General features: G+C 68.5%; 22 protein-coding genes, 2 tRNA genes and 1 pseudogene. 17 read left to right on the forward strand and 8 right to left on the reverse strand.

The window, feature by feature from the left end:
- Positions 1-79: 79 nt before the first annotated feature.
- From QQZ13_RS10990 to QQZ13_RS11005, 4 genes are all read left to right on the forward strand, one after another.
- The gene (locus tag QQZ13_RS10990; protein ID WP_284529137.1) at positions 80-1,732 is read left to right on the forward strand and encodes an alpha-amylase family glycosyl hydrolase; all 1,653 of its coding nucleotides are present in this window, start codon (positions 80-82) and stop codon (positions 1,730-1,732) included.
- 52 nt (positions 1,733-1,784) lie between these two features.
- Positions 1,785-3,155 (forward strand): ABC transporter substrate-binding protein, encoded by a 1,371-nt coding sequence (locus tag QQZ13_RS10995; protein WP_284529138.1) that lies wholly within the window; start codon positions 1,785-1,787, stop codon positions 3,153-3,155.
- Positions 3,156-3,288: 133 nt separating this feature from the next.
- Entirely contained in the window at positions 3,289-4,254 is a 966-nt protein-coding gene (locus QQZ13_RS11000; protein ID WP_284529139.1) for a carbohydrate ABC transporter permease, read from the forward strand.
- Positions 4,251-5,144, forward strand: coding sequence for a carbohydrate ABC transporter permease (locus tag QQZ13_RS11005; protein WP_284529140.1), 894 nt, complete (start codon positions 4,251-4,253; stop codon positions 5,142-5,144). Before QQZ13_RS11000 ends, QQZ13_RS11005 begins: the two co-directional genes overlap by 4 nt.
- A gap of 218 nt (positions 5,145-5,362) precedes the next feature.
- Here the strand turns inward: QQZ13_RS11005 and QQZ13_RS11010 are convergent, their stop codons facing one another.
- The 4 genes from QQZ13_RS11010 to QQZ13_RS11025 form a co-directional block, all read right to left on the reverse strand.
- A complete protein-coding gene (locus QQZ13_RS11010; RefSeq protein WP_284529141.1) occupies positions 5,363-6,712 on the reverse strand; it encodes a deoxyribodipyrimidine photo-lyase in 1,350 nt (449 codons plus the stop codon).
- A 10-nt stretch (positions 6,713-6,722) separates the two neighbouring features.
- On the reverse strand, positions 6,723-7,892 hold the full coding sequence (locus tag QQZ13_RS11015; RefSeq protein WP_284529143.1) for a diacylglycerol kinase family protein: 1,170 nt from the start codon (positions 7,890-7,892) through the stop codon (positions 6,723-6,725).
- 577 nt (positions 7,893-8,469) lie between these two features.
- On the reverse strand, positions 8,470-8,907 hold the full coding sequence (locus QQZ13_RS11020; protein WP_284529144.1) for a hypothetical protein: 438 nt from the start codon (positions 8,905-8,907) through the stop codon (positions 8,470-8,472).
- A 17-nt stretch (positions 8,908-8,924) separates the two neighbouring features.
- Positions 8,925-9,509, reverse strand: a complete 585-nt coding sequence (locus tag QQZ13_RS11025) for a hypothetical protein (RefSeq protein WP_284529146.1) — start codon at positions 9,507-9,509, stop codon at positions 8,925-8,927.
- 144 nt (positions 9,510-9,653) lie between these two features.
- Between QQZ13_RS11025 and serS the strand changes: the two genes are divergently transcribed.
- From serS to QQZ13_RS11050, 5 genes are all read left to right on the forward strand, one after another.
- Positions 9,654-10,937 carry a serine--tRNA ligase gene (serS, locus tag QQZ13_RS11030; RefSeq protein WP_284529148.1) on the forward strand — a complete coding sequence of 428 codons (1,284 nt, stop codon included), beginning with the start codon at positions 9,654-9,656 and terminating at the stop codon, positions 10,935-10,937.
- Positions 10,934-11,863, forward strand: a complete 930-nt coding sequence (locus tag QQZ13_RS11035) for an HAD family hydrolase (protein WP_284529150.1) — start codon at positions 10,934-10,936, stop codon at positions 11,861-11,863. Before serS ends, QQZ13_RS11035 begins: the two co-directional genes overlap by 4 nt.
- A 135-nt stretch (positions 11,864-11,998) precedes the next feature.
- Positions 11,999-12,083: transfer RNA gene (locus tag QQZ13_RS11040), tRNA-Ser, on the forward strand.
- Positions 12,084-12,124: 41 nt separating this feature from the next.
- Entirely contained in the window at positions 12,125-13,435 is a 1,311-nt protein-coding gene (locus QQZ13_RS11045; RefSeq protein ID WP_284529152.1) for an LCP family protein, read from the forward strand.
- 173 nt (positions 13,436-13,608) lie between these two features.
- A tRNA-Ser gene (locus QQZ13_RS11050) sits at positions 13,609-13,697 on the forward strand.
- 140 nt (positions 13,698-13,837) lie between these two features.
- Here QQZ13_RS11050 and QQZ13_RS11055 read toward each other — a convergent pair.
- The 3 genes from QQZ13_RS11055 to QQZ13_RS11065 form a co-directional block, all read right to left on the reverse strand.
- Positions 13,838-14,146, reverse strand: coding sequence for a hypothetical protein (locus QQZ13_RS11055; RefSeq protein ID WP_284529153.1), 309 nt, complete (start codon positions 14,144-14,146; stop codon positions 13,838-13,840).
- A gap of 10 nt (positions 14,147-14,156) precedes the next feature.
- Entirely contained in the window at positions 14,157-15,182 is a 1,026-nt protein-coding gene (locus QQZ13_RS11060) for a site-specific integrase (protein ID WP_284529154.1), read from the reverse strand.
- 124 nt (positions 15,183-15,306) lie between these two features.
- On the reverse strand, positions 15,307-15,900 hold the full coding sequence (locus QQZ13_RS11065) for a hypothetical protein (RefSeq protein WP_284529155.1): 594 nt from the start codon (positions 15,898-15,900) through the stop codon (positions 15,307-15,309).
- Positions 15,901-15,976: 76 nt separating this feature from the next.
- Between QQZ13_RS11065 and QQZ13_RS11070 the strand changes: the two genes are divergently transcribed.
- From QQZ13_RS11070 to QQZ13_RS11095, 6 genes are read left to right on the forward strand one after another with little or no spacing between them, the layout of a single operon-like run.
- On the forward strand, positions 15,977-16,261 hold the full coding sequence (locus tag QQZ13_RS11070; RefSeq protein ID WP_284529156.1) for an AlpA family transcriptional regulator: 285 nt from the start codon (positions 15,977-15,979) through the stop codon (positions 16,259-16,261).
- 3 nt (positions 16,262-16,264) lie between these two features.
- Positions 16,265-16,924 carry a ParA family protein gene (locus tag QQZ13_RS11075; RefSeq protein WP_284529157.1) on the forward strand — a complete coding sequence of 220 codons (660 nt, stop codon included), beginning with the start codon at positions 16,265-16,267 and terminating at the stop codon, positions 16,922-16,924.
- Positions 16,924-17,385 (forward strand): hypothetical protein, encoded by a 462-nt coding sequence (locus tag QQZ13_RS11080; protein WP_284529158.1) that lies wholly within the window; start codon positions 16,924-16,926, stop codon positions 17,383-17,385. The genes QQZ13_RS11075 and QQZ13_RS11080 overlap by 1 nt, the downstream gene beginning before the upstream one ends.
- Positions 17,385-17,681, forward strand: a complete 297-nt coding sequence (locus QQZ13_RS11085; protein ID WP_284529159.1) for a glutaredoxin domain-containing protein — start codon at positions 17,385-17,387, stop codon at positions 17,679-17,681. Before QQZ13_RS11080 ends, QQZ13_RS11085 begins: the two co-directional genes overlap by 1 nt.
- Before the next feature lies 1 nt (position 17,682).
- Complete coding sequence (locus QQZ13_RS11090; RefSeq protein WP_284529160.1) at positions 17,683-17,961, forward strand: hypothetical protein; 279 nt, start codon at positions 17,683-17,685, stop codon at positions 17,959-17,961.
- Between the two features lie 8 nt (positions 17,962-17,969).
- Positions 17,970-19,196, forward strand: coding sequence for a hypothetical protein (locus tag QQZ13_RS11095; protein WP_284529161.1), 1,227 nt, complete (start codon positions 17,970-17,972; stop codon positions 19,194-19,196).
- On the opposite strand, the gene QQZ13_RS11100 is transcribed toward QQZ13_RS11095, so the two are convergent.
- On the reverse strand, positions 19,193-20,329 hold the full coding sequence (locus tag QQZ13_RS11100; protein WP_284529162.1) for a zeta toxin family protein: 1,137 nt from the start codon (positions 20,327-20,329) through the stop codon (positions 19,193-19,195). The two genes, QQZ13_RS11095 and QQZ13_RS11100, sit on opposite strands and share 4 nt — an antisense overlap.
- A gap of 201 nt (positions 20,330-20,530) precedes the next feature.
- Here QQZ13_RS11100 and QQZ13_RS11105 point away from each other — a divergent pair, with 201 nt between their 5' ends.
- Both QQZ13_RS11105 and QQZ13_RS11110 read left to right on the forward strand, forming a co-directional pair.
- Entirely contained in the window at positions 20,531-21,427 is an 897-nt protein-coding gene (locus QQZ13_RS11105) for a helix-turn-helix domain-containing protein (RefSeq protein ID WP_284529164.1), read from the forward strand.
- Positions 21,428-21,489: 62 nt separating this feature from the next.
- A pseudogene (locus QQZ13_RS11110) lies at positions 21,490-21,627 on the forward strand (IS3 family transposase); the annotation flags it as partial.

A 21,627-nucleotide genomic window follows, 5' to 3' on the forward strand; every position in this document is an offset into this window, starting at 1 on the left:
GTTCTTGCAATAGATGATCGATATGGCTACATTCGGTGTCGCGCCGGAGCCACACCCGGCGGGAACGACGAGGAGCACCGTGGACACCGAGGTCCAGACCCGCGCCGCCGCGCCGGCGGCACCGCAGACCGACCCCCCGTGGTGGCGGCACGCCGTGATCTACCAGGTCTACGTGCGGAGCTTCGCCGACGGGAACGGCGACGGGACCGGGGACCTCGCCGGCGTCCGTGCCCGCCTGCCGTACCTGAAGGCCCTCGGCGTCGACGCCATCTGGTTCAACCCCTGGTACCCGAGCCCCCTCGCGGACGGCGGCTACGACGTCGCCGACTACCGCGACATCCACGCCCCCTTCGGCACGCTGGCCGAGGCGGAGGCGCTCGTGCAGGAGGCGCTGGGCCTCGGCATCCGCACGATCATCGACATCGTCCCCAACCACGTGAGCGATCAGCACCCGTGGTTCCAGGCGGCGCTGGCCGCCGGGCCCGGCAGTCCCGAACGTGAGCGGTTCTGGTTCCATCCGGGCCGCGGCGAGGACGGGTCGGAGATGCCCACCCACTGGGTCTCGAGCTTCCAGGGGTCCACCTGGACCCGCACCGTGAACCCCGACGGCTCTCCCGGCGAGTGGTACCTCCACCTGTTCACGCCCGAGCAGCCCGACCTCAACTGGAACCACCCCGACGTGCGGCGCGAGCACGAGGACATCCTCCGCTTCTGGTTCGACCGGGGCGTGGCCGGCGTGCGCATCGACTCGGCCGCCCTGCCCGTGAAGGACCCCGCCCTTCCCGAGCTTCCCACCGCTCCCGCACCGGGCGCCCATCCCCACCTGGACCGCGACGAGCTCCACGACATCTACCGCGGCTGGCGTGCCGTCGCCGACGAGTACGACGGCACGCGGATCCTCGTGGGCGAGGTCTGGCTGGAGGATGCGGAGCGGTTCGCGCGCTACCTCCGCCCCGACGAGATGCACACCGCCTTCAACTTCGACTTCATGTCGCAGCCGTGGAGCGCGGAGCTCATGCGCCGCTCCATCGCGCGCACTCTCGCCGAGCACGCGCCGGTCGGTGCTCCCGCCACCTGGGTGCTGTCGAACCACGACGTCACCCGTCCGGTCACGCGGTACGGCCGCGAGGATTCCGGGTTCGCGTTCGACCGCAAGCGCTTCGGCGTTCCCACCGACCTCGCCGTCGGCACCCGGCGCGCCCGTGCTGCGGCGCTGCTGGTGGCCGCCCTCCCCGGCACGATGTACGTCTACCAGGGCGACGAGCTGGGCCTGCCCGAGGTCGAGCTGCCCCGGGAGGTCATCGAGGACCCCATGCACTTCCGCTCCGGCGGGGTCGATCCGGGGCGGGACGGATGCCGCGTGCCGCTGCCGTGGGCGGGCGCCGCCGCGCCGTTCGGCTTCGGGGCGGGCGGCAGCTGGCTGCCGCAGCCGGCGGACTGGTCGGCCTACACGGTCGCCGCCGAGGAGGCCGACCCCGACTCGATGCTCAGCCTGTATCGCGATGCCCTCGCGTTCCGCCGCCAGTCCGCGGACCTGCGCAGCGGGGCGCTCGCATGGCTCGACGTCGGCCCCGACGCGCTCGGATTCCGCCGTGGCGACCGGCTGGCGTCGATCACCAACCTCGGCTCCGAGCCGATCAGCCTCCCCCCGCACCGCGGGGTGGTCCTCTGCAGCGCGCCCCTCGAGGAGGGTGCGCTGCCTCCTGACACCACGGTCTGGCTCGACCTCTGAGCCCGGCCGCTCCTCGGACCTCCGCACCACACAGCACGAAAGGAAGAAGACAATGAAGTCACCAGGACGCGTCCTGATCGCCGGCCTCGCCGCCGCGGCGACCATCGGCGCCCTCGCCGGATGCTCGGCCGGCACCGGCGAGGAGACGGCCGGCGGAAAGCTCGAACTGCGGGTGGCCACCTTCCCGCCCGGCGCCGACGCCGCCGCGTACGAGGCCTTCGCCGCCCAGGAGAAGCAGTTCGAGGACGAGCACCCCGACATCGACATCATCGGGGTGGAGTACGAGTGGGAGGGCCCGACCTTCGCCGTGCAGCTGGCCGGCGGCAGCCTGCCCGACGTGTTCACCGTCCCGTTCACCGACTCGAAGACGCTGCTCGAGAACGGGCAGCTGATGGATGTCACCGACGAGATCGACGAGCTCGGCTACACCGACAGCTTCAACCCGATCATCCTCGACGGCGTGACCGACGGCGACGGCCGGATCTACGGCTTCCCGCGCCAGGCCTACGCCATGGGCCTGCACTACAACCGCGATCTCTTCGAGCAGGCCGGGCTCGACCCCGATGCTCCGCCGACCACGTGGGACGAAGTGCGCGAGTACGCGAAGCAGATCGCCGACAAGACCGGCAAGGCCGGGTACGCGCAGATGGCGATCAACAACACCGGCGGATGGCAGCTGACCGCGCAGACCGTCGCCCGCGGCGGGCGCACGCAGGTCGACAACGCCGACGGCACGGCGCAGTCGACGATCGACAACGAGGGCACGAAGGCGACCCTGGAGTTCCTGCACGCCCTCCGGTTCGAGGACGACTCGTTCGGTGCCAAGGTCGACCTCGACTGGGGGACCATCAACCAGGAGTTCGCCGCGGGCAACATCGGCATGTACACCTCGGGCTCCGACGTCTACACCGCGCTCGTCCGCGACTTCGGCCTGAAGCCCGAGTCGTACGGCCTGACCGTCGTGCCGACCGAGGGCGCCGAGCCCGGCACGCTCGGCGGCGGCGACATCGCGGTGGTGAGCCCCACCGTCGACGACGCGACCAAGGCCGCCGCGGTCACCTGGATCGACTGGTACTACATGCAGAAGCTGCTCGACAAGGACGCCGCCATCCTCGACGCGAAGACCCTCAACGAATCGGGACAGGCGGTGGGCACCCCGGTGCTGCCCGTGCTGAGCCGCGAGCTGTACGAGGAGTCGCTCGGCTGGATCGAGCCGTACATCAACGTCCCGCGCGACCAGATGACGCCGTTCATCGACTCGATCTGGGACCAGACGCCGGTCGGCGAGCCGAAGAAGCAGACCCAGGAGGTCTACGCCCTGCTCGACGCGGTGGTGCAGACCGTGCTCACCGACGAGAACGCCGACATCGACGCGCTGCTCGCGCAGGCCCAGGCCGACGCGCAGGCCAAGCTCGACGGCTGAGCCCCCCCCGGGGCGTTTCGTCTCGTCGCTTCGCTCCTCGCTCAACGGCCGGTGTGTGACGCCGGTCGTTGAGCGAGCGGAGCGAGACGAAACGCACAGGCGAAACGCCCCACTTCCACCGCAAAGGCCACTCATGACCACGACAGTCCCGGAGCGCCGCGTGACGGCATCCGCCCCGCCCCCCGCCCCCGCGCGCCGTCGCGCCCGCCGCACGCCCCTCACATGGCTGCGCGGCGGCGGGCTCACGAACCTGCTGTTCGTGCTCCCGATGCTGTTCGTGTTCTTCTTCTTCTCGTGGTCGCCGATCGTCCAGTCGGTGATCATGAGCCTGCAGAAGACGAACCTGATCGTCTCCGAGTGGGTCGGGTTCGACAACTACGCCACCGTGCTGAGCGATCCCGAACTCGGTCGCGCCGTGGTCAACACCCTGTACTTCGCCGTGCTCGCGCTCGTGCTCGGCTTCCCGCTGCCGCTGCTGATGGCCGTGCTCATGAGCGAGGTGAAGCGCGGCAAGGGCCTGTACTCGGCGCTCGCGTACCTGCCGGTCGTGATCCCTCCGGTCGTGGCCGTGCTGCTGTGGAAGTTCTTCTACGACGCGTCGCCGAACGGCGTGTTCAACACGGTCCTCGGGTGGGTCGGCATCCCGCCCCAGCCGTGGCTGTCCTCGGCCGCGCAGGCGATGCCCTCGCTCGTGCTCGAGGCGACGTGGGCTGCCGCGGGAGGCTCGATCATCATCTATCTCGCCGCTCTCCTGAGCGTCCCGCCCGAGCTCTACGACGCCGCCGAGGTGGACGGCGCCGGGATCTGGCGGAAGATCTGGCACGTCACCCTGCCGCAGCTGCGCGGCATCCTCTTCATCATGCTGATCCTGCAGGTGATCGCGACCGCGCAGGTGTTCCTCGAGCCGTTCCTGTTCACCGGCGGCGGGCCGGCAGGGGCCACCAAGACCGTCCTGCTCTACATCTACGACAAGGCGTTCCGCAACAGCCTCGGCGGCGACTACGGCGAGGCGACCGCGGTGTCGGTGCTGCTGGCGATCGTGCTGGCGATCCTGTCCTGGCTCTACTTCCGACTCACCAACCGCTGGAGCACCTCATGAAGGTCGACGACCTCGCCGAACGCTCGATCATCTCGGCCTCCGAGCGCCGGCGGCCCGGCACGCGGCTGGGCATGCGGCTCGTCCACGTGTTCCTGTTCGCGACGCTCGTCGTCGCCGGGCTCGGGCCGATCCTGTGGCTCATGAAGGCCGCGATCACCCCCTCGCAGGACACGATCACCGCCCCGTTCGCCCTCTGGCCGAACGGCGTGGACTGGGAGAACCTGTCCACGGCCTGGACCGACATCCACATCGACCAGTTCTTCTTCAACACGATCGTCATCGCCGTCGGTGCCTGGTTCACGCAGCTGTTGGTCGCGACGACCGCCGGGTACGCGCTGTCGGTGCTGCGGCCGAAGTACGCGCCGATTCTGGGCGGCCTCGTGCTGGCGACGCTGTTCATCCCGGGGATCGTGCTGCTCGTGCCCCTGTACCTGACGATCGTGCGGCCGCCGCTGCTGGAGGTCTCGCTCCTCAACAACTACCTCGCCGTGTGGCTGCCCATGGCGGCGAACGCGTTCAACATCCTGCTCGTGAAGCGCTTCTTCGACTCCCTCCCGCGGGAGGTCTTCGAGGCGGCCAAGACCGACGGCGCGGGCTCGTTCCGGCTGTTCTGGTCGATCGTGCTGCCGATGTCCAAGCCCATCCTCGGGGTCGTGTCGGTGTTCGCCATCATCGCCGCCTGGAAGGACTACCTCTGGCCCAAGCTGGTGCTGCCCGACCCGGGCGTCCAGCCGCTGTCGGTGCGCCTGCCGGACGTCGCCAGCCAGACCGAGCTCGACGTGTTCCTGGCGGCGCTCGCCATCGCGACGCTCATCCCGATCGCGATGTTCCTGCTGTTCCAGTCGGTGTTCCTGCGCTCCGCGGGGCTCGGCGGCGCGGTCAAGGGCTGATCCGGTTCGCAACTCCGGAAGATCGGCCGCGTCGACCGGGAGCGGGCCGCGGAATCGTGCGGGCGCCCGCTCCCGGTCGGCGCAGATCTCCGGAGTTGTGAACGCCGCGGCCGCCGAACCCGCCGACGCGGGACCCGCCGACGCCGAACCCGCCGGCGCCGGACCCGCCGACGCCGGACCCGCGGCCGCCGTACCCGCCGCGGCCGCCGAACCCGCCGTCAGCGGGCGCGCTTGACGTGCTCGTAGGCGTCGAGCGCCTCCCGCCGCGACGCCGCGAGGTCCACCAGCAACTCGCGCTCGGCGCTGTCGGGCGCCCACTGCGCGATGTAGAGGCCCTGCGGATCGAACTTCTCCGCCTGGCGCTCGGGATTGAAGATCCGGAAATAGGGCGACGCGTCGGCGCCCGACCCGGCCACCCACTGCCAGTTGAACGGATTGTTCGCGCCGTCGGCGTCGACGAGGGTGTCCCAGAACCACTCCTCGCCCCGCTGCCAGTGGATGGCGAGGTTCTTCGTGAGGTACGAGGCGACGACCATCCGCACGCGGTTGTGCATGTACCCCGTCGCCCACAGCTCCCGCATGCCCGCGTCCACGAGGGGCACGCCGGTCTCGCCGCGCTGCCAGGCGCGCAGGTGCGACGGCTTCAGCCGCGGCCACGGGAACGCGTCGAACGCGGAGCGCCAGTTGCGGGTGGCGAGGTCGGGGAAGTGGAAGAGGGTGTGCCAGGCGAACTCGCGCCACCCGAGCTCGGAGAGGAAGCGGTGAGCCGATGCCGCGTGGGCGCCGGTGCCCGCCGCCTCGACCGTGTCGTGCCACACGGTGTAGGGGCTGATCTCGCCCCACCGCAGTCGCGGAGAGAGCAGCGACGTGGCACCGGCGGCGGGCTCGTCGCGGGCGCGGTCGTAGTCGCCGAGGTCGTCGGCGAGGAACGTCCGCAGCCGCTGCCGTGCGGCCCGCTCGCCCGGCTCCCACGCCTCGCGCAGGCCGCCGGCCCAGTCCGGCCGGGTGGGGAGCAGCTCCCAGTCGGCGAGGTCGTCACCCGGTGCGTCCGCCCCCTCGATCGTCCGTGGCTCGGGAAGCGGTGCGCGCGGCGGCGGCTGCTCCTGGCATGCACGCCAGAAAGGTGTGAACACGGCGTAGGGCGTGCCGGAGCCGGTGCGGATCGTCCACGGCTCGAAGAGCAGACTCGCTGCGAAGGATCCGACCTCCCGGCCCTCCTCGCGCAGCCGCGCCTTCAGCGAGGTGTCGATCTCCCGCTCGGGACCGCCGTACCGCCGGTTCCAGAACACCGCGTCGGCGCCGATCTCGTCGGCGACGGCCGGCACCACCTGCGACGCCGGGCCGCGCCGCAGCACGAGCGACCCGCCGCGCTCGGCGAGGCGTGCCGCGAGCTCGGTCAGGCTGTGGTGCAGCCACCAGCGCGCGGCCCCGCCGAGGGGACGGATGCCGGGCGACTCCTCGTCGAGGACGTACAGCACCGCCACCGGCTCATCGCGGTCGACGGCGGCCCGCAGCGCCGGGTTGTCGGCGAGCCGGAGGTCGTCGCGGAGCCACACGAGCGAGGTCACGGCAGGCCCCTCAGATCCCCGACACCGTGTGTCCGCGGGGCACGGCGACGGTGAGGCCGCCCGCCTCCACCCGCGCAGTCACGTGCGTCGCCTCGCCGAACTCGTCGCCGTCGAGCTGCACCGGCTGGGCGGCGACGGTGGCGAGGTCGATGCCGGCGCCGCGGCTGAACCGCACGGCGTTGTCCTTCGTGCGCAGCGACAGGATCTGCCGGCCCGCGCGGAACCGGCGCAGGAAGCTGTTGTCCCAGGCGACCCGGCGCCAGACGAGCAGCCAGCCGAAGGCGCTCTTGGGCTGGAAGATCGCGATGTCGAGGTCGCCGTCGGTGACGGAGGCCTCGGGGATCAGCTCGAGCCCCGCGGGCAGCGAGCCGCAGTTGGCGAACACGACGCTCTGCACGTTGGCGCGGTGCACCTTGTGTCCGGGCACCTGGTAGATGACGGGGAACGGCTTGGCGCCGATGAGCGAGCGCGCGGCGCCGTCGACGTACGCGACCCACCCGACCTTCTTCTTGAGGTCGCCTCGGGTGTTCGCGATCATCGCGGCGTCCAGTCCCATGCCGCCCATGACGACGAACGCGCGCTTCTCACTGTCCCCGCCCTGACGCGCGAGCGTCGCGATGCCCACATCGATCGCGAGGCGATCGCCGTCGAATGCGGCGGCGATCATGGCGTCGGCGTCGTCGAGGGGGAGGCGGAGGTTGCGCGCCAGGAGGTTGCCGGTCCCGCTCGGGAGGATCGCGAGGGGCACGTCCGAGCCGGTCATCGCCTCGCTGACGGCCCGTACCGTGCCGTCACCGCCGGCCACGAGGACGACGTCGACCCCTTCATCCAGCGCCTGCCGCGTGACGTCGTCGCCCAGGTCGTCGACGGTCGTCTCGTAGAAGAGGGGCTCCGACCAGCCGGCGTCCTTCGCGCGCGCCGCGACCTGCGCGCGCAGCTCGTCGCCGTCGACCTTGGTCGGGTTGTAGACCAGTGCGGCCTTCGGGCTCGGTCGGCCGTCGGTGTCGGGGAGCGGCTCGGTGCGCCCCTCTTCGTCGACCCGGCGTGCCTCGCCCGTCTCTCCGTCGGTGGTGTCGGGGGAGACGTCCTCCGGCTCCCGGATCACGCCGTCGGGCGCGGCGGCCTCCTCGGGATCCTTCGCGTCGTCGGATCCGTGGGCCTTGCCGGGGTCGGTCGCCATGCGTACAGAGTATTGCGCTGTCGCGCTGATGGGCCGCTCGACCGTGCGGGCTTGCGCGCGCGTCAGCGTGCCGCTAGCTCGCGACCCGCAGGTGCGATCGACCTAGAGCGACGGCCTCGAGGAGGCGGATGGGGGAACCGTCGACGCGTCGCGACAAGCGCCGCCGCAGCGGCGACGCCGACGATCAGACTGGCGAGAGCGAGGAGCAGCAATGCTCCGGCCAGAAAGACGAATCCCCCTCCGACGAGACTCATGAGAGCCATAGCCCCCCACAAGGCGACCGGGGCCACGGCAAGTCCCGTCGACGCCATCCGCAGCGTGCTGCTGGCGCCGAAGAGTGACCGCCAGGCGCGGTCGAGGACCGCTAATGCGCACACCCAGGCAAGGATCCCCGCCACGATCAACGCGGAGTACGTCGGGTTCGCGAAGTTCCGCGGACCTGTGCTCGGGACGTCCGGTAGTGAGCTGCCGTACTGGGCGCCGGCGACTCCGAGAACGATCGCCGCGACCGCGAGAACGGCACCGATAACCAGTTTGCGTCGCGCGTAGCCAGCCAGCGATCCCGATGATGCCCTTATCAATCGGCGGGTACCTCCGTGATGGCGATCGCCCACAGGTTTGCCACGTCTGCCGTACCCGTCACGCGGACCGTTTCGCCCACCACGTCGAGGGTGTTCCGTGTTCCCGGGTCATCGACGTCGGGGAGGCATCGCTGGGTGATGGTCGCAGAGTTCTCGATCTCGACGGTGATGATGTCGTCGCCCCAGCAGCGGATGTACACGGCGACGCGCCCTGTCCTCGTCGGCGCGGGTTCCGTAGAGGCGGCGCCGCGGATCGAAGACAGGGTTCCCACGCGCGGTTCACCGGGCGCGGGAGTGACCGTCAGTTCGGTAGGCGCAGGGGATGGTGAGGCGGATGCCGAAGGTTTGGGAGGGGAGGCCGGCGACGTGGCGGGAGCGGAGACTCCCGCCACGCAGCCGGTGGTCAGCGATGCCGCGGCCAGCGCGCCGACCATCGCCCACATCGTCCGCCTCACTTGACCGTCACGTCCCAGCCCACCCGGAAGGGGGCCAATGTGCTCGCGGCGCGCGACTGAATGGTGCAATCGGGACCGAGGGTGCGGTACTCCTTGCCCCTCACGGGCAGGCTCCAGACGCCGTAGTCGCCGTATCCGGTCTTTCCGGAGGGAACAGTGAACGTGACGGAGTTCCCGACGGATGCCGTGACGCTGAGGCCCGCGGAGACGCCGAACTCCGCGGAGATCTCGGCGACTTTCACGGACCCTTTGACGTTGGTCGCCCCGGAGAACTGGGCGTTGACGGTGCCGCCGACGTCTGAGGTGAGGGTGACTCTCATGCTCTTGGCGGTGCGATTGCGATTCGCCTGGGTGGGCCCGATCTGGGTGAGTGTGCGCGTACCACGCGAGGTGGAGTCGTATCTCCACGCGGATGTGCTGCAGCCCTTGATCGGCACGGAGAGCGCCGTGAGCGACGCGCTCTCGGCGCTTGCCGTCGCCAGGCGCTCGGTCGGTGCGCCCGCGGCCCACGCGGGGGCCGCGCTCAGCAGGAGGGCGCAGGCGACAACGGTGGCGAGGATCGCGTTCTTTCGGTTCGTCAAGTGATCTTCCCTTCGATGTGAAGAGGGGGAGAACCACACGATAGCGCTCATTTATGCGAGTGCGGGAAAGCATGATGAATCTGTGCATAACTCGCCGTTCACCCCGCCCGTGGCCCTCGAACCGGCCGCTACTAGACTCGAACGGTGATCGATCTCGTTCTGCTCCGCGACAACCCGGACCTCGTCAAGCGCTCGCAGGAGGCGCGCGGGGAGTCGTCCGAGTCGGTGGATGCGGCGATCGACGCCGACCGCGCCCGCCGGGCCGCCCTCACCGCGTTCGAGGAGCTGCGCGCCGCGCAGAACGCGCACGGCAAGAAGGTGGCACAGGCCCCCAAGGAGGAGAAGGCCGCTCTCGTCGCCGAGGCCAAGGCCCTCAGCGACCGTGTGAAGGAGGCGCAGCAGGCAGTGACCGCCGCCGAGGCTGTGGCCGCCGAGGCGCTCGCCAAGATCGAGAACATCGTCATCGACGGGGTGCCCGCCGGGGGAGAGGACGACTTCGTCACCCTCCGCACGCACGGCGAGCCCGTCCGGTTCGACTTCGAGCCCCGCGATCACCTGGCCCTCGGCGAGATGCTCGGCGCGATCGACATGGAGCGCGGGGCGAAGGTCTCCGGCGCCCGATTCACCTTCCTCACCGGCATCGGCGCCCGCCTCGAACTCGCGCTCATGAATCTCGGGATGGAGCGCGCGCTCGCGGCCGGGTTCATCCCGGTGATCCCGCCCACGCTGGTGCGCGCGGAGGTCATGCGCGGCACCGGCTTCCTCGGGCAGCACGCCGACGAGGTCTACCGCCTCGACGACGACGACCTCTACCTCGTCGGCACGAGCGAGGTGCCCCTCGCGGGCTTCCACATGGACGAGATCCTCGACCTGAGCGGCGGCGCGAAGCGCTACGCCGGATGGTCCACCTGCTACCGCCGCGAGGCCGGCTCGTACGGCAAGGACACCCGCGGCATCATCCGCCTGCACCAGTTCAACAAGCTCGAGATGTTCGTCTACACGACGCCCGAGGACGCCGAGGCCGAGCACCTGCGTCTCGTCGCGATGCAGGAGGCGATGCTGCAGGACCTCGGCCTCAGCTACCGCGTCATCGATGTCGCGGCCGGCGACCTCGGGTCCTCCGCCGCCCGCAAGTACGACGTCGAGGCGTGGGTCCCGACCCAGGGCGCGTACCGCGAGCTCACCTCGACGTCCAACTGCACGACCTACCAGGCGCGCCGTCTCGACATCCGCCACCGCCCGGTGGGCGAGGACGGCACGCCGGCGTCCAAGACCGCGCACGTCGCGACGCTCAACGGCACGCTCGCGACGACGCGCTGGATCGTGGCGCTGCTGGAGACCCATCAGCGCGCGGACGGCTCGGTCGTGATCCCGGAGGTCCTCCGCCCCTACCTCGGCGGGCTCGAGGTCGCGGAGCCGATCGCGTGACGCACGAGGCCGGTCAGCCGCACCTGCCGCCGACGGGGTCGGTGAAGGTCGTGCGGCCCACGAAGGCCGCCAAGCTCGTCGAGCGGATCGCCGACGAGACCGAGGACCCGACGGTCGCCACCGAGCGGCTGCTCATCGCGCTCGATGTCGACGGCACGGTCCTCCTCGAGGACGAGACGCTCAGCCCGGGCGTCGTCGACGCGATCGCCCATGCGCACCGTGCGGGGCACGAGGTGATGCTCGCGACCGGCCGCTCGTGGGAGGGCACCCGCGGCATCCTCCGCGTGCTGCAGCTCGCGCCGGAGTACGTCGTCTGCTCCAACGGGGCCGTCATCATGAAGCGTCTCGAGGGCGATCTGGCCGAGGAGCTCGCGTACGAGCGGTTCCACGTCGAGACGTTCGACCCCGCCGAGGTCCTGCAGCTCCTGCGCGAGCACCTCCCCGAGGCGCACTACATGGTCGAGCTCGCCGACGGCCGCCGCCTCTACACCGACGAGATGGACGACTGGAACCTCGTCCACGCCGAGCGCGTGGAGTTCGCCCGGCTGTCGGCGCAGCCGGTGTGCCGCGTCGTGGTGGTCTCGCCCGACGACACCGACGCCGACTTCGTCGAACTCGTCGGGCGGATCGGGCTCAACAAGGTGTCGTACGCCGTCGGCTGGTCGGCGTGGCTCGACATCGCCCCGCAGGGCGTGGACAAGTCCACCGCGCTCGAGCGGGTGCGGACGTGGCTGGGCGTCGACCCCGAGCACGTGCTCGTGATGGGCGACGGGCGCAACGACGTGGGCATGTTCCGCTGGGCGCGGGAGCACGGCGGCCGGGCGATCGCGATGGCGCAGGGCCCCGAAGAGGTGCTCCGCGAGGCGTCCGAGACGACGTCGTCGGTGCACGCCGGGGGCGTCGCAGAGATCCTCCGCGACCTCTGAGCCGGGCGGCGCCGGGGCTGCATCCCCGGTCAGACGCGGTTAACAGCCGGTCCACAGGCGGGCTCGGCCAGAATGGGAGCACCCCCGTCCACTAGAATCAACGCTCGTCGGGTGGATGCCGTGTGCGTCTGCTCGGGAGGGTTGTCCGAGCGGCCGAAGGATCCGGTCTTGAAAACCGGTGGGCAGCAATGTCCCGTGGGTTCGAATCCCACACCCTCCGCATCGTGGGAGCCCCGTACCCGCCCTCAGAAAGAGATGTCCGTGAGCGAGACGCCTGACGCCCCGCCGGCCAGCCGCCGTCAGCCCCTGGCGCGCCATGGCATCCAGTCCTCGCCGCGCCCGTTCCGCCAGATCCTGACGATCCTCGGCGCGGTCGTGGCGGTCGTCGTCCTGAGCGTCGGCGCGGTCGGCGCGTTCTACGTGTGGGACGCCGCCCGCGCCCTCTCCGACAACAGCGTCGACATCGGCGACGACGTCGACCAGCTCCCCGCCATCGGCGAGATCGACGGCGGCGTCAACATGCTCGTCGTCGGCACCGACTCCTGCGAGGGCCAGGATCTGAAGCTCTTCCCCCGTTGCGCCCACGACGCCGGGGGCGAGCGCAACGACGTGACGATGCTGGTGCACATCAGCGACAGCCCGCGTCGCGTGACGGTCGTCTCCTTCCCCCGCGACATGATCGTCCCGATCCCGTCGTGCCCCACCGGCGACGGCGGCAGCTACTCCGCCATGAGCGCGCAGATGATCAACTCCTCGTACATGTACGGCGGGCTCCCGTGCAGCGTGCTGACGGTCGAGGCGCTGACGGGCATCGACATCCAGTACGCGGCCGCCATCCGCTGGACCGGCGTCATCAACATGTCCGACGCCATCGGCGGCGTCGACGTGTGCGTGGCCGACGACATCAAGGACAAGCACACCGGCCTGGACCTCAAGGCCGGCACGCACACGCTCGTTGGTGCCGAGGCGCTGCAGTTCCTGCGCATCCGTCACGGCATCGGCGACGGCTCCGACCTCGGCCGCATCTCCAACCAGCAGCAGTTCATGAGCTCGATGGTGCGCAAGCTCCAGTCCGACGGCGTGCTCGCGAACCCGTCCGTGCTGTTCAACCTCGCCACGACGGCGGTCGCGCAGGTGCAGTCCCAGCAGCTCGTGCTGAGCGACTCGCTCACGAACCCCCAGCGCATGGTCTCGATCGCCATGGCCGTCAAGAGCGTGCCGTACAAGGACATCGTCTTCGTGCAGTACCCGACGGTCTACGCGCCGGGCGGCGGCCGCGTGCTGCCCGTGACCGACGCCGCGTCGGTGCTCTTCCAGGCGCTGGAGGACAACCAGCCCATCAAGATCACCGGCAGCGCGAGCTCGGGCTACGGCGTCGAGGTCATCGGCGAGGCGGAGGCCGAAGCGTCGCCGACGCCCACCCCGACCGGGTCGGCGACCGGCACTCCGGACGCCTCGGGAACGCCGGACGCCGGCGAGACCCCCGAGCCGACCGAGACCGCCGTGGACCTCCCCTCGACGATCTCGGGCTCGACCGCCGCCGACGTCACCTGCACCCAGGCCGAGCGCTGACCCGCGCCGGCCGCCGCGCCGAAGTGGCGCATCCGGTGGCCTCCCGGCATCCATAGCGCTCATCTGCGCCACCTTCTCGGGCGCTCCACCGTGTGGGCACCGCGGGTTCGGCATCGGGTGAAGGAACGGTTATGATTGCCGGGTGTGTTCGCGCCGTCTCGCGTGAACACCCTGGAGACGTCGCATAGTCAGGCCTAGTGCACCACCCTGCTAAGGTGGAGTCCTCGCAAGGGGACCGAGGGTTCAAATCCCTCCGTCTCCGCAACAGAAACCCGCGGATTTCCGCGGGTTTTCGGCGTTTCGAAGGGCATTTCTGGGCCGTTTGCCCATTATTTGCCCAATCTGGACGACCGATCAGGTCCATCAACGAACGCGGGAAACCGTTCTGGCATCAGAACCGGGCTATCTGATCTCGCTCTCGTCGAGCTCCGCGCTGCCGGCGTGCATTGCCGCGAGTGCGAGCAATCCGACGAGGGAGATCGCAGTGAGCACCCAAGCGACGATTGCTGGACCGAGGGTGAGTCCGCCGAGCTGTACGCCAACAAGGGTCCAGCCCAGGCCGAGGATGGTCGCCATGCTGATCCAGTCGTTGACGCGACGGTAGACCCGCGTGCGGCGCAGCTTCCTGCGCAGGCTTCGGCGCTCGCTGAGGAAAGCCAGCAGGACGAGTGGAAAGACAGCCGTCAATGCGGCGCAGGTCGATTCGGTCACGTTGCGAAAGCTATCGGAGCGGGCCGACACCACCCTCGTCGAGCCCGGCGTGAGGGGGCAGAGTTTGGCGCAGGTCTCTAAGCTGCATCGCGCGTCTGTGGTCGAGCGCGCGCGAGACGGCATCGATGTCGTCGTCGAAGAGGTCGGCGTATGTGTCGAGTGTCATCGCAGCGGACGCATGGCCGAGCATGCGCTGAAGGGCCTTCACGTTTGCGCCGGCCTGCACGGCCAGGCTCGCGGTGGTGTGGCGTAGTCCATGGATTTTCAGGGTTGGCACACCGATGTCGATGGCTGCGGTCTTGAACCACGACTTGGATCCGTGGCTTGTGCGCACGCGTTTCATATGCCCGCCCGAGTCGGTGGGGAAGACAAGTTGGCCCCACTTCATTGCGGCCATCCGGATTGCCAGTTCGTCGCGGAGGAAGCGCGGCATAGGGACGTAGCGGACCTTGTGTGATTTTGGTGTGCCGACGTGAATAGTGCCCCCCACCTCGACGGCATTCTCGGACACCCAGATGCGCGACTTTTGGAGATCGACGTTCTCGACGCGGAGCCCGGCGACCTCACCCCATCGCAGTCCGGTGTACGCGAGCACGCGAATCAATGTTCCGTGCTTGCCGGCAGCTTGTGCGAGAGCTTCGACTTGGGCATGGGAGAGGTAGATGTGTCGTCCGGGTGTCTTCTTTGGGAGGCCCATACGACCGCCGCGTGCGGGATTCAACGGAAGTCGGCGATCGAGGACAGCGTCATCGAGGATGGAGGCGAGGACGCCATAGGTGCGGATGACGACGGTTGCGCCGCTGCGCTCGTTGAGCTCGGCGACCCAGGTCTTCACGGCCGAGTGGCTGATGTCCGCAATCGCGACGCGACCCCATCGCGGTTGCACGCGTAGTCTCCACGCGACTTCGAGTGGTGCGAAAGAGGATGGCTCGAGCGTCGCCCGTTTCGCCGCGAGCCAGGTCGGTCCGAGGTCGTTGACCTTAACCCGGCCCAGCGTGGGATCCAGGTAGGTGCCGGCGGCCTTGGCGGTCTCCACTGTCGCTAGGAAGAGCTCCGCTTCACGCTTGGTCCGGAAGCCTCGCTTGTCCGTGTGAGTGTGGTCCGGCTTGAAGTAGCGAACGCGGTACCGCTTGCCGGATGCCGTCTGGTAAGAGCTGACGCTACCCATCCGCCTGGCGGCCGACGGCGTAGTGCATGCCCTCCAGCCGACCAGCGGCGCGTGCTTTCGTGATCCAGTCCTGCGCGGTGCGGTAGGGCACCTCGAGTTCCCGTTCGACAGCGCGAACGGGTGGTTGCCCGGCGAGCGCGGCGGCGCCGTAGATGATCTCGACAACGTCCATGCGGGCGTCGCGCGCGCCGCGCTTCACCACTTCACGAGCAAGCCAACGGGGGATTAGGCGCCCGTCTGCGGAGGTGAGATCCGAAACGGTTCGCCACGGTGTGCCCGGATCGTCATCGAGTTGCATCGCCAGGCAGTGGGGCACGGCGGCTGCGACGATCGGAGATGTCGCGGTGTGCTGCCGAAGCGTCTTGACGGTCACGTCAGGACGGAGAGCGGATGTGGTGATCGAGGTGATCACGTATTCGCCCTCGTTGTGCCGGTACTCGGCACGGATCTCTGTGAGCACGCCCGTCTCTTCGTCAGGGGAGCTGGCGACGAATGCGGGTGCGATGCGCAACGCGGTTCCGAGCGGCTCGGTGGCGGCGTCTGCCGTCATCGGGTTGCCCTCGAGTGTCTTCACGTCGACCTTCACCCCCTTAGTTTGCCTTGCCGCGTCGCGCCCTCGATGGACGGCCTCTTGACACGAGTGTCGCTTAAAGCGTCTACTGATGTCAATCAGGCTGTTGATCACACGTCAGGAGGATGTCATGGCACTGGTAACGGATCAGGACCCGCGCTCGTCACGTGAAGTAGACGAATCGGGTCTGGAGCTGATGAGCATTGAGCAGTTGCTCGAGCTACTGCCCGGTGTGTCGCGCGGGCTGCTCGCCCAGTGGCGGTACGAGGGTCACGGACCGGACTTCGTGAAGCTCGGGCGCCGGCCGCTGTACGTCCGCAAGAGCGTGCAGGAGTGGCTGGAAGCCAACCTCCACGTGCAGCCGCATGGGGTGTGAGCGATGAAGATCATCGCGGTCGCCAACCAGAAAGGCGGCGTCGGGAAGACCACGGTCACGATGCAGCTCGCGGCGATCATGTCGCGCCGGCTCCGGGTGCTCGTGGTGGACGTCGATCCGCAGCAGTCGACGGTGTGGTGGGCGGAGAACGCCCGGGCGCGCCTGCCGTTCGACTTCGCCGGCAATCAGCATCCGAACGTCCTCGCGCGGATGCGGGATCTCGGTGTCGACTACGACGTCGTGATCGTCGACACCCCCGGCAGCCTCGAAGACACCCCGCGACTGGAGACCGCGCTCGACGCGTCTGACTTCGTGATCGTCCCGATGACGCCCGAGCCGCTAGCGGTGGAACCCACCATGCGCACCATCAGCCGGCTCATCGAGCCCCGACACCTGCGGCACGCGGTCCTACTGAACCGCATCGACGGGCGCCTGGGATCGCAGTTGGACACCTGGCGGGAGGTCTTGGATCAGACCTTCGGTGTCCCCAGGTTCGAGGGGTACCTCCGGCAGTACAAGACCCACGCGGACGCACCCGTCCTCGGCCAGCTGGTCACGTCCGCCGGCGACAACAGGCGGACCCAGGGATCCATAGCGGACGTGACCCGCCTCGGGTACGAGATGACCGAGCAGCTCAGCCCGGCGATGAACGGAGCCTGGTGATGGGACGCGTCGACCTCACCGGCAAGCTCGCCGACACCCGCGCTCGGGTTGCCGCCGAGTCAACAGAGGCGAGGTCGCCCGCGCCGTTCGAGAGCCTGATCCGCAAAGAGGCGCGCGTGCGCGACGACCAGTACACGGCACTCACCGCGCTCGCGAGGATGCTGATGAGCCGACGGATCAGGAAAGCCGAACGCATCACCGAGAACACCCTCATCCGCGTCGCCATCGATCTTGTCCTCGAAAGGGCCGATCAGTTGCGCGGCGCGACGGAGACCGAACTTCGGAACTCCGTGAGTCTGGGGCTCCGACACCCGGGCAGTCCCACGAGTCGGGACGCCGGACCTGCCGAACTCGCGGACCTCGCGCGTCCGGTCCTCACGGAGACGCGAACTTCCGGAGTTCGGAGGTTTGTGCCATCCGGAGATCCGGACTCTGTGAGTTCGAGGATCGAGGTGACGTGATGGTGTCCGTGCACCTCTACTCGACGGGCCCGCAATGCGGTGCCTGCCAGCGGACACGGCAGATCCTCGACCGCGCCAGCATCGGTTACGTGGAGACCAACCTCCGCGATCATCCTGACGCGCTCGCGTACGTCGACCTCGGTTACACCGAAGCTCCCGTCGTCATCGTTGACGGCGACCCCCAGAACCACTGGTCCGGATTCCGCCCCGACCTCATCCGCAACCTCGCCCACCATGCCGCCACCGCCTCGGCGCCCGCCGACCCGGCTACCACCGTGTCCCTCGGAAGGAACTGACATGCACCTCACCGGACCCCAAGCCGACGAAATCCTCATGCGCGCCGGCATCGCCGCCATCTACTACGACCCCCTAGAAGGCGCCGCCAGCGCCGACTACAGCATCGAGAAGGACATCGACTTCGTCCTCGAAGACCTTGAGTCCGCACAACTACCGGCAGAGGACCTCGACGAGCTTCGACGACTCTGCCGGCACGCGATCAGCGACCCGACGACGGCACGCAAGCAGCTGCGTGACCACGTACTCGCCGCCGTCGTCTCCGACGAACCCGCCGCGTAGGCGCCGTCATGGCTACCGACCGGAAGCGGTCGTCGGACGATGACGCACACCGTGAGCGTCGCCGCGCCGCCGCGAAAGCATGGCGAGAGCGCAACGCCGACCGCGTCCGACAATCGAGGAAAGACTGGAAGGCGCGGAACCCTGATCGCTCGCGTGAGTTGAATCGTGAATCGATGCGCAGGCGGCATCAGCGCCACCTCCGCGTCACGCGGCAGAAGGCCGCCGCCAACGAACGTTCACGCGCGTGGAAGCGCACGCACCCGGAGCGAGCTCGCGAAACGCAGCGCCGTTGGCGGGAAGCCCATCCGGAGCGTGTGCGCGAACATCACCGCCGCTACTACCAACGTCACCGGGAAGAGATCGCCGCGCGCACCCAGCGATACCGCGACGCCAACGAATCCGCCGTCAAACAACGACGCGCCGACTGGGCCGCAGCAAATCGCGAGCGGATCACCGAGTACCAGCGCAGCTACCGTAAGGATCCCGATCGCTACGCGAAGACACTCCAGTCGAACCGCGAAGCCCGGAAGGTGCAGCGCCGGCTCGTCGCACTCGAGCTCCCACCCAAACGCGTCCACCGCGCGACTGCCGCGGAGCGGCGCGCGAACCAGACCGACGCGCATCAGTTCTTCACATCTGCCGACGTGAGACAGAAGTACCTGCAGCTCGCCAAGCTCCAGAACGAAATCGACCGCATCGCCTGGAACCGGGCCGACGATCTACGGCGACGCGCAGTTGACCGCATCGCCGCGCGCGAACGCGTGGGTCTCTTCAGCGGCACGGTTGATGACGTCGCGATGGCCCTCGCCGCCGCAGTGGCAATCGAACGCCACCCCATGGAACGCCTCACAACCGATGACATCGCACACGTGATAGCGAACGTCCGTGCGCTCCACGACCGACGCCACGCAGCCATCGAGGCGCGGGACCTGCGACATGCGATCATCCGATACGTCGAGCAACGCACCGACTGGCTCCGCCGGGAAGCCTCCCTAGAGAACCGGTTGCGCGAGGCAGCAGGCAAACCGCAGGTGCGGATAGACGTGCTCGCCCATCACATCGCGTTCCATGCGCTCAAAGACCGACTTCCCCACGGCCACCTGCGTCTCTCCGACGCGATGAAGGTCGTGAACGCCGCACGAGAAGCGCATCCCACTCTCTTCGATGAGCCGACGGGTCGGAGTCGCGCGGCACGCACCGACGATTCTGGTATTGCCGCCGGCGCCGGCCGCTAGATGCGCATCGAACCGGTGTCGAGCGTCGGTGTCGGAGACGGCTCGGGCATGACGGCTGTCCGCTGCCATTCGGTTGTCCGGGCGACGAGAAGCCGCCTCTGGTGTTCGGCGACCGCCGAGCCCGCGGGCAGGTTCAGCGAAGGAAGAACTTCCTGTAGCGCCAGCCGATGGAGCTCGGCGACACCCGACCCGTAAGTCGCGGCGGCCCGCCGTGAGCCGGCGACATACTCATGGATCCGACGGAGGCTACTCAACCACTGCATCGACTCCAAAGTCGCCATCGCCCCAACGTTGGACAGAGCGGGATCACGGGGCTGACCTCGACCGTCCAGATCGGCTACCTCGTCGAAGACATCACGCAGGGCAGCGGATGACGGTCTCACATGCCTGTCGCTGGCGCGGCCAAGACGCATCGCATCGCCGAACACCAACTCGCTCTCGAGCTCATTGAGCAAGATCTGCGCTCGCGTTGCCCGGGAAACTAGCGCCACAGTCTTGAACCCTGCATTACTGAACTGGGTCGTCACTGTCGCGAGACTCTCGAGGGAACCACTCCATCCGTCGAGGATCACGCTGCGCCCGTCCTCTTGCGCCCTGCCCAGCAGCGCCGTGCGCCACTCGCGCGCCGCGCCGTCGACATCCTTGAGCACGGCCGCGCTTGACGACGCCGACGCGAAGTTCGGATGGAGCGCGCGCAACTCCTCCATGCCTACAACCACAGCGCTCGGCGCTAGCGCGAGAGCCGGAGTGGTAAGCCTCGAAGTCCCAGGCGCTAGTTCATCAATCAATATGACGAGCGCGGCGGATCCGGTGGGCACGAAGTTGTCGGGCGACAGCATCGCCGTGATAACGGACTCGAAGTAGTCTCGCCGGTCCACATCGATGATGGGGCGATTCGCAGATCGAGGAGACTCCGACGCGAGATCAGTCCTCAACGCATCGACCGAATTGCGATCGTACGCATCAAGCCCGAGGATGCGCGCACGGAGGCCCCGCGCCCGCGCCATGAGCGAACTACCGGCGGGATCGCCTGCGGCAGACATCGTTCCCGTCGCGTTGCGCACGACGTAGGACCGGAGCTCCGAGTACGCGGCGGCGTCGCTGACCCGCCAACGACTGCTGCGGTTCCTCATCCTGCCCCCCTCGTGTCCAGTCTATGAACGACGCCTCGTCTGTAGTCCATCAGGAGCTCGCGCCGCGGGCGGCGGGGCGGCGAACGAGTTCGCTCCTCGCTTGCCAATGCGCATTCATCGAGCTGTCGATTCACATATCAATCCACATATCGATCCACATGATGATCGCTATCCTCATCTGTATGTGGACGAAGGGTTATCGTGGAGGCGTCTGAGGTCGACGATCTGATTCGTCGGCTACGCGCGATCGGCAGTGACCTGACCGACGTAGAAGTTAAGCGGGCGCAGGGCGGACTGCCGAAGTCCCTACGTGAGACTCTGTCGTCCTTCTCGAACACTGCCGGTGGCCTCGTGGTGCTCGGGCTCGACGAAGCGAGCCAGTTTGCGGCGACGGGCCTCCAGGACCCGGCGGCCATCGCCGCCGACTTCGCATCGATGTGTGCAACCGAGCTCGAGCCCCCTGTGCGCGCCGTGACCTCCGTAGTCGAGTACGAGGGCGTGCATCTCTTCCTTGCCGAGATCCCGGAAATTGAAGCGTCGCTCAAGCCTTGTTACTACAGAGGCCAAGGCATGAACGCTGGATCGTACATCCGTGTCAATGACGGTGACCACAAACTCACTCCATACGAGGTGCAGGCGATGGTCGCGAATCGTGGCCAGCCGCTTGAGGACGTGACCGTGCTGAGTGATCTCTCCGGGGATGAGCTCGACGAGCAACTGACTACAGAATTCGTTGACCGTTTGCGGCGCAGCCGGCCCTACGCATTCGCCAACCTGCCACGAGAAGACGCCTTGGTGAGGGCGAAGGTTCTCGCACCGACCGAGGACGGTCGGTTAGCACCAACTCTCGGCGGCCTGCTCGCGATGGGACGGTACCCGCAGGAACAATTCCCCCAACTGTCGGCGACTTTAGTGGTTTATCCGACCGACGAGGGACCCGAGGTGGTGTCTGGAACGCGGTTCCTCGACAACGTGACGTTCGAGGGTCCACTGCCCGTAATGGCGGCGGACGCGCTCGCAGCCGTGCGAAAGAACATGAAGCGTCGGTCGAACGTCGATGGCATCGGTCGGAGGGAATGGGCTGACCCCGTTTCGTAGGTCCAGTCGTTATGAGAGTCGTCCTGTTGTCCGCGGTCGCGGGCAGGGAGACTGGTCAGATCATGACGAACAGCAGGAAGCGTCACACCCCGGAGCAGGTCGTCCGTAAGCTCGGGCAGGCCGACAGGATGCTCGCCGACGGTCAGGACGTCGCGGCGGTGTGCCGGGAGCTCGTGGTGTCCGAGCAGACGTACTACCGG

The sequence above is a fragment of the Microbacterium sp. T2.11-28 genome (genome assembly GCF_950097975.1).
Classification (GTDB): domain Bacteria; phylum Actinomycetota; class Actinomycetes; order Actinomycetales; family Microbacteriaceae; genus Microbacterium.

Excerpts from the sequence above, each read along its gene's own strand:
- QQZ13_RS10995 (WP_284529138.1), top strand. The coding sequence starts at position 1,785 with ATGAAGTCACCAGGACGCGTCCTGATCGCCGGCCTCGCCGCCGCGGCG.
- QQZ13_RS11000 (WP_284529139.1), top strand. The coding sequence starts at position 3,289 with ATGACCACGACAGTCCCGGAGCGCCGCGTGACGGCATCCGCCCCGCCC.
- QQZ13_RS11005 (WP_284529140.1), top strand. The coding sequence starts at position 4,251 with ATGAAGGTCGACGACCTCGCCGAACGCTCGATCATCTCGGCCTCCGAG.
- QQZ13_RS11015 (WP_284529143.1), bottom strand. The coding sequence starts at position 7,892 with ATGGCGACCGACCCCGGCAAGGCCCACGGATCCGACGACGCGAAGGAT.
- QQZ13_RS11020 (WP_284529144.1), bottom strand. The coding sequence starts at position 8,907 with ATGGTCGGCGCGCTGGCCGCGGCATCGCTGACCACCGGCTGCGTGGCG.
- QQZ13_RS11070 (WP_284529156.1), top strand. The coding sequence starts at position 15,977 with ATGTCAATCAGGCTGTTGATCACACGTCAGGAGGATGTCATGGCACTG.
- QQZ13_RS11075 (WP_284529157.1), top strand. The coding sequence starts at position 16,265 with ATGAAGATCATCGCGGTCGCCAACCAGAAAGGCGGCGTCGGGAAGACC.
- QQZ13_RS11080 (WP_284529158.1), top strand. The coding sequence starts at position 16,924 with ATGGGACGCGTCGACCTCACCGGCAAGCTCGCCGACACCCGCGCTCGG.
- QQZ13_RS11085 (WP_284529159.1), top strand. The coding sequence starts at position 17,385 with ATGGTGTCCGTGCACCTCTACTCGACGGGCCCGCAATGCGGTGCCTGC.
- QQZ13_RS11090 (WP_284529160.1), top strand. The coding sequence starts at position 17,683 with ATGCACCTCACCGGACCCCAAGCCGACGAAATCCTCATGCGCGCCGGC.
- QQZ13_RS11095 (WP_284529161.1), top strand. The coding sequence starts at position 17,970 with ATGGCTACCGACCGGAAGCGGTCGTCGGACGATGACGCACACCGTGAG.
- QQZ13_RS11100 (WP_284529162.1), bottom strand. The coding sequence starts at position 20,329 with ATGAGGAACCGCAGCAGTCGTTGGCGGGTCAGCGACGCCGCCGCGTAC.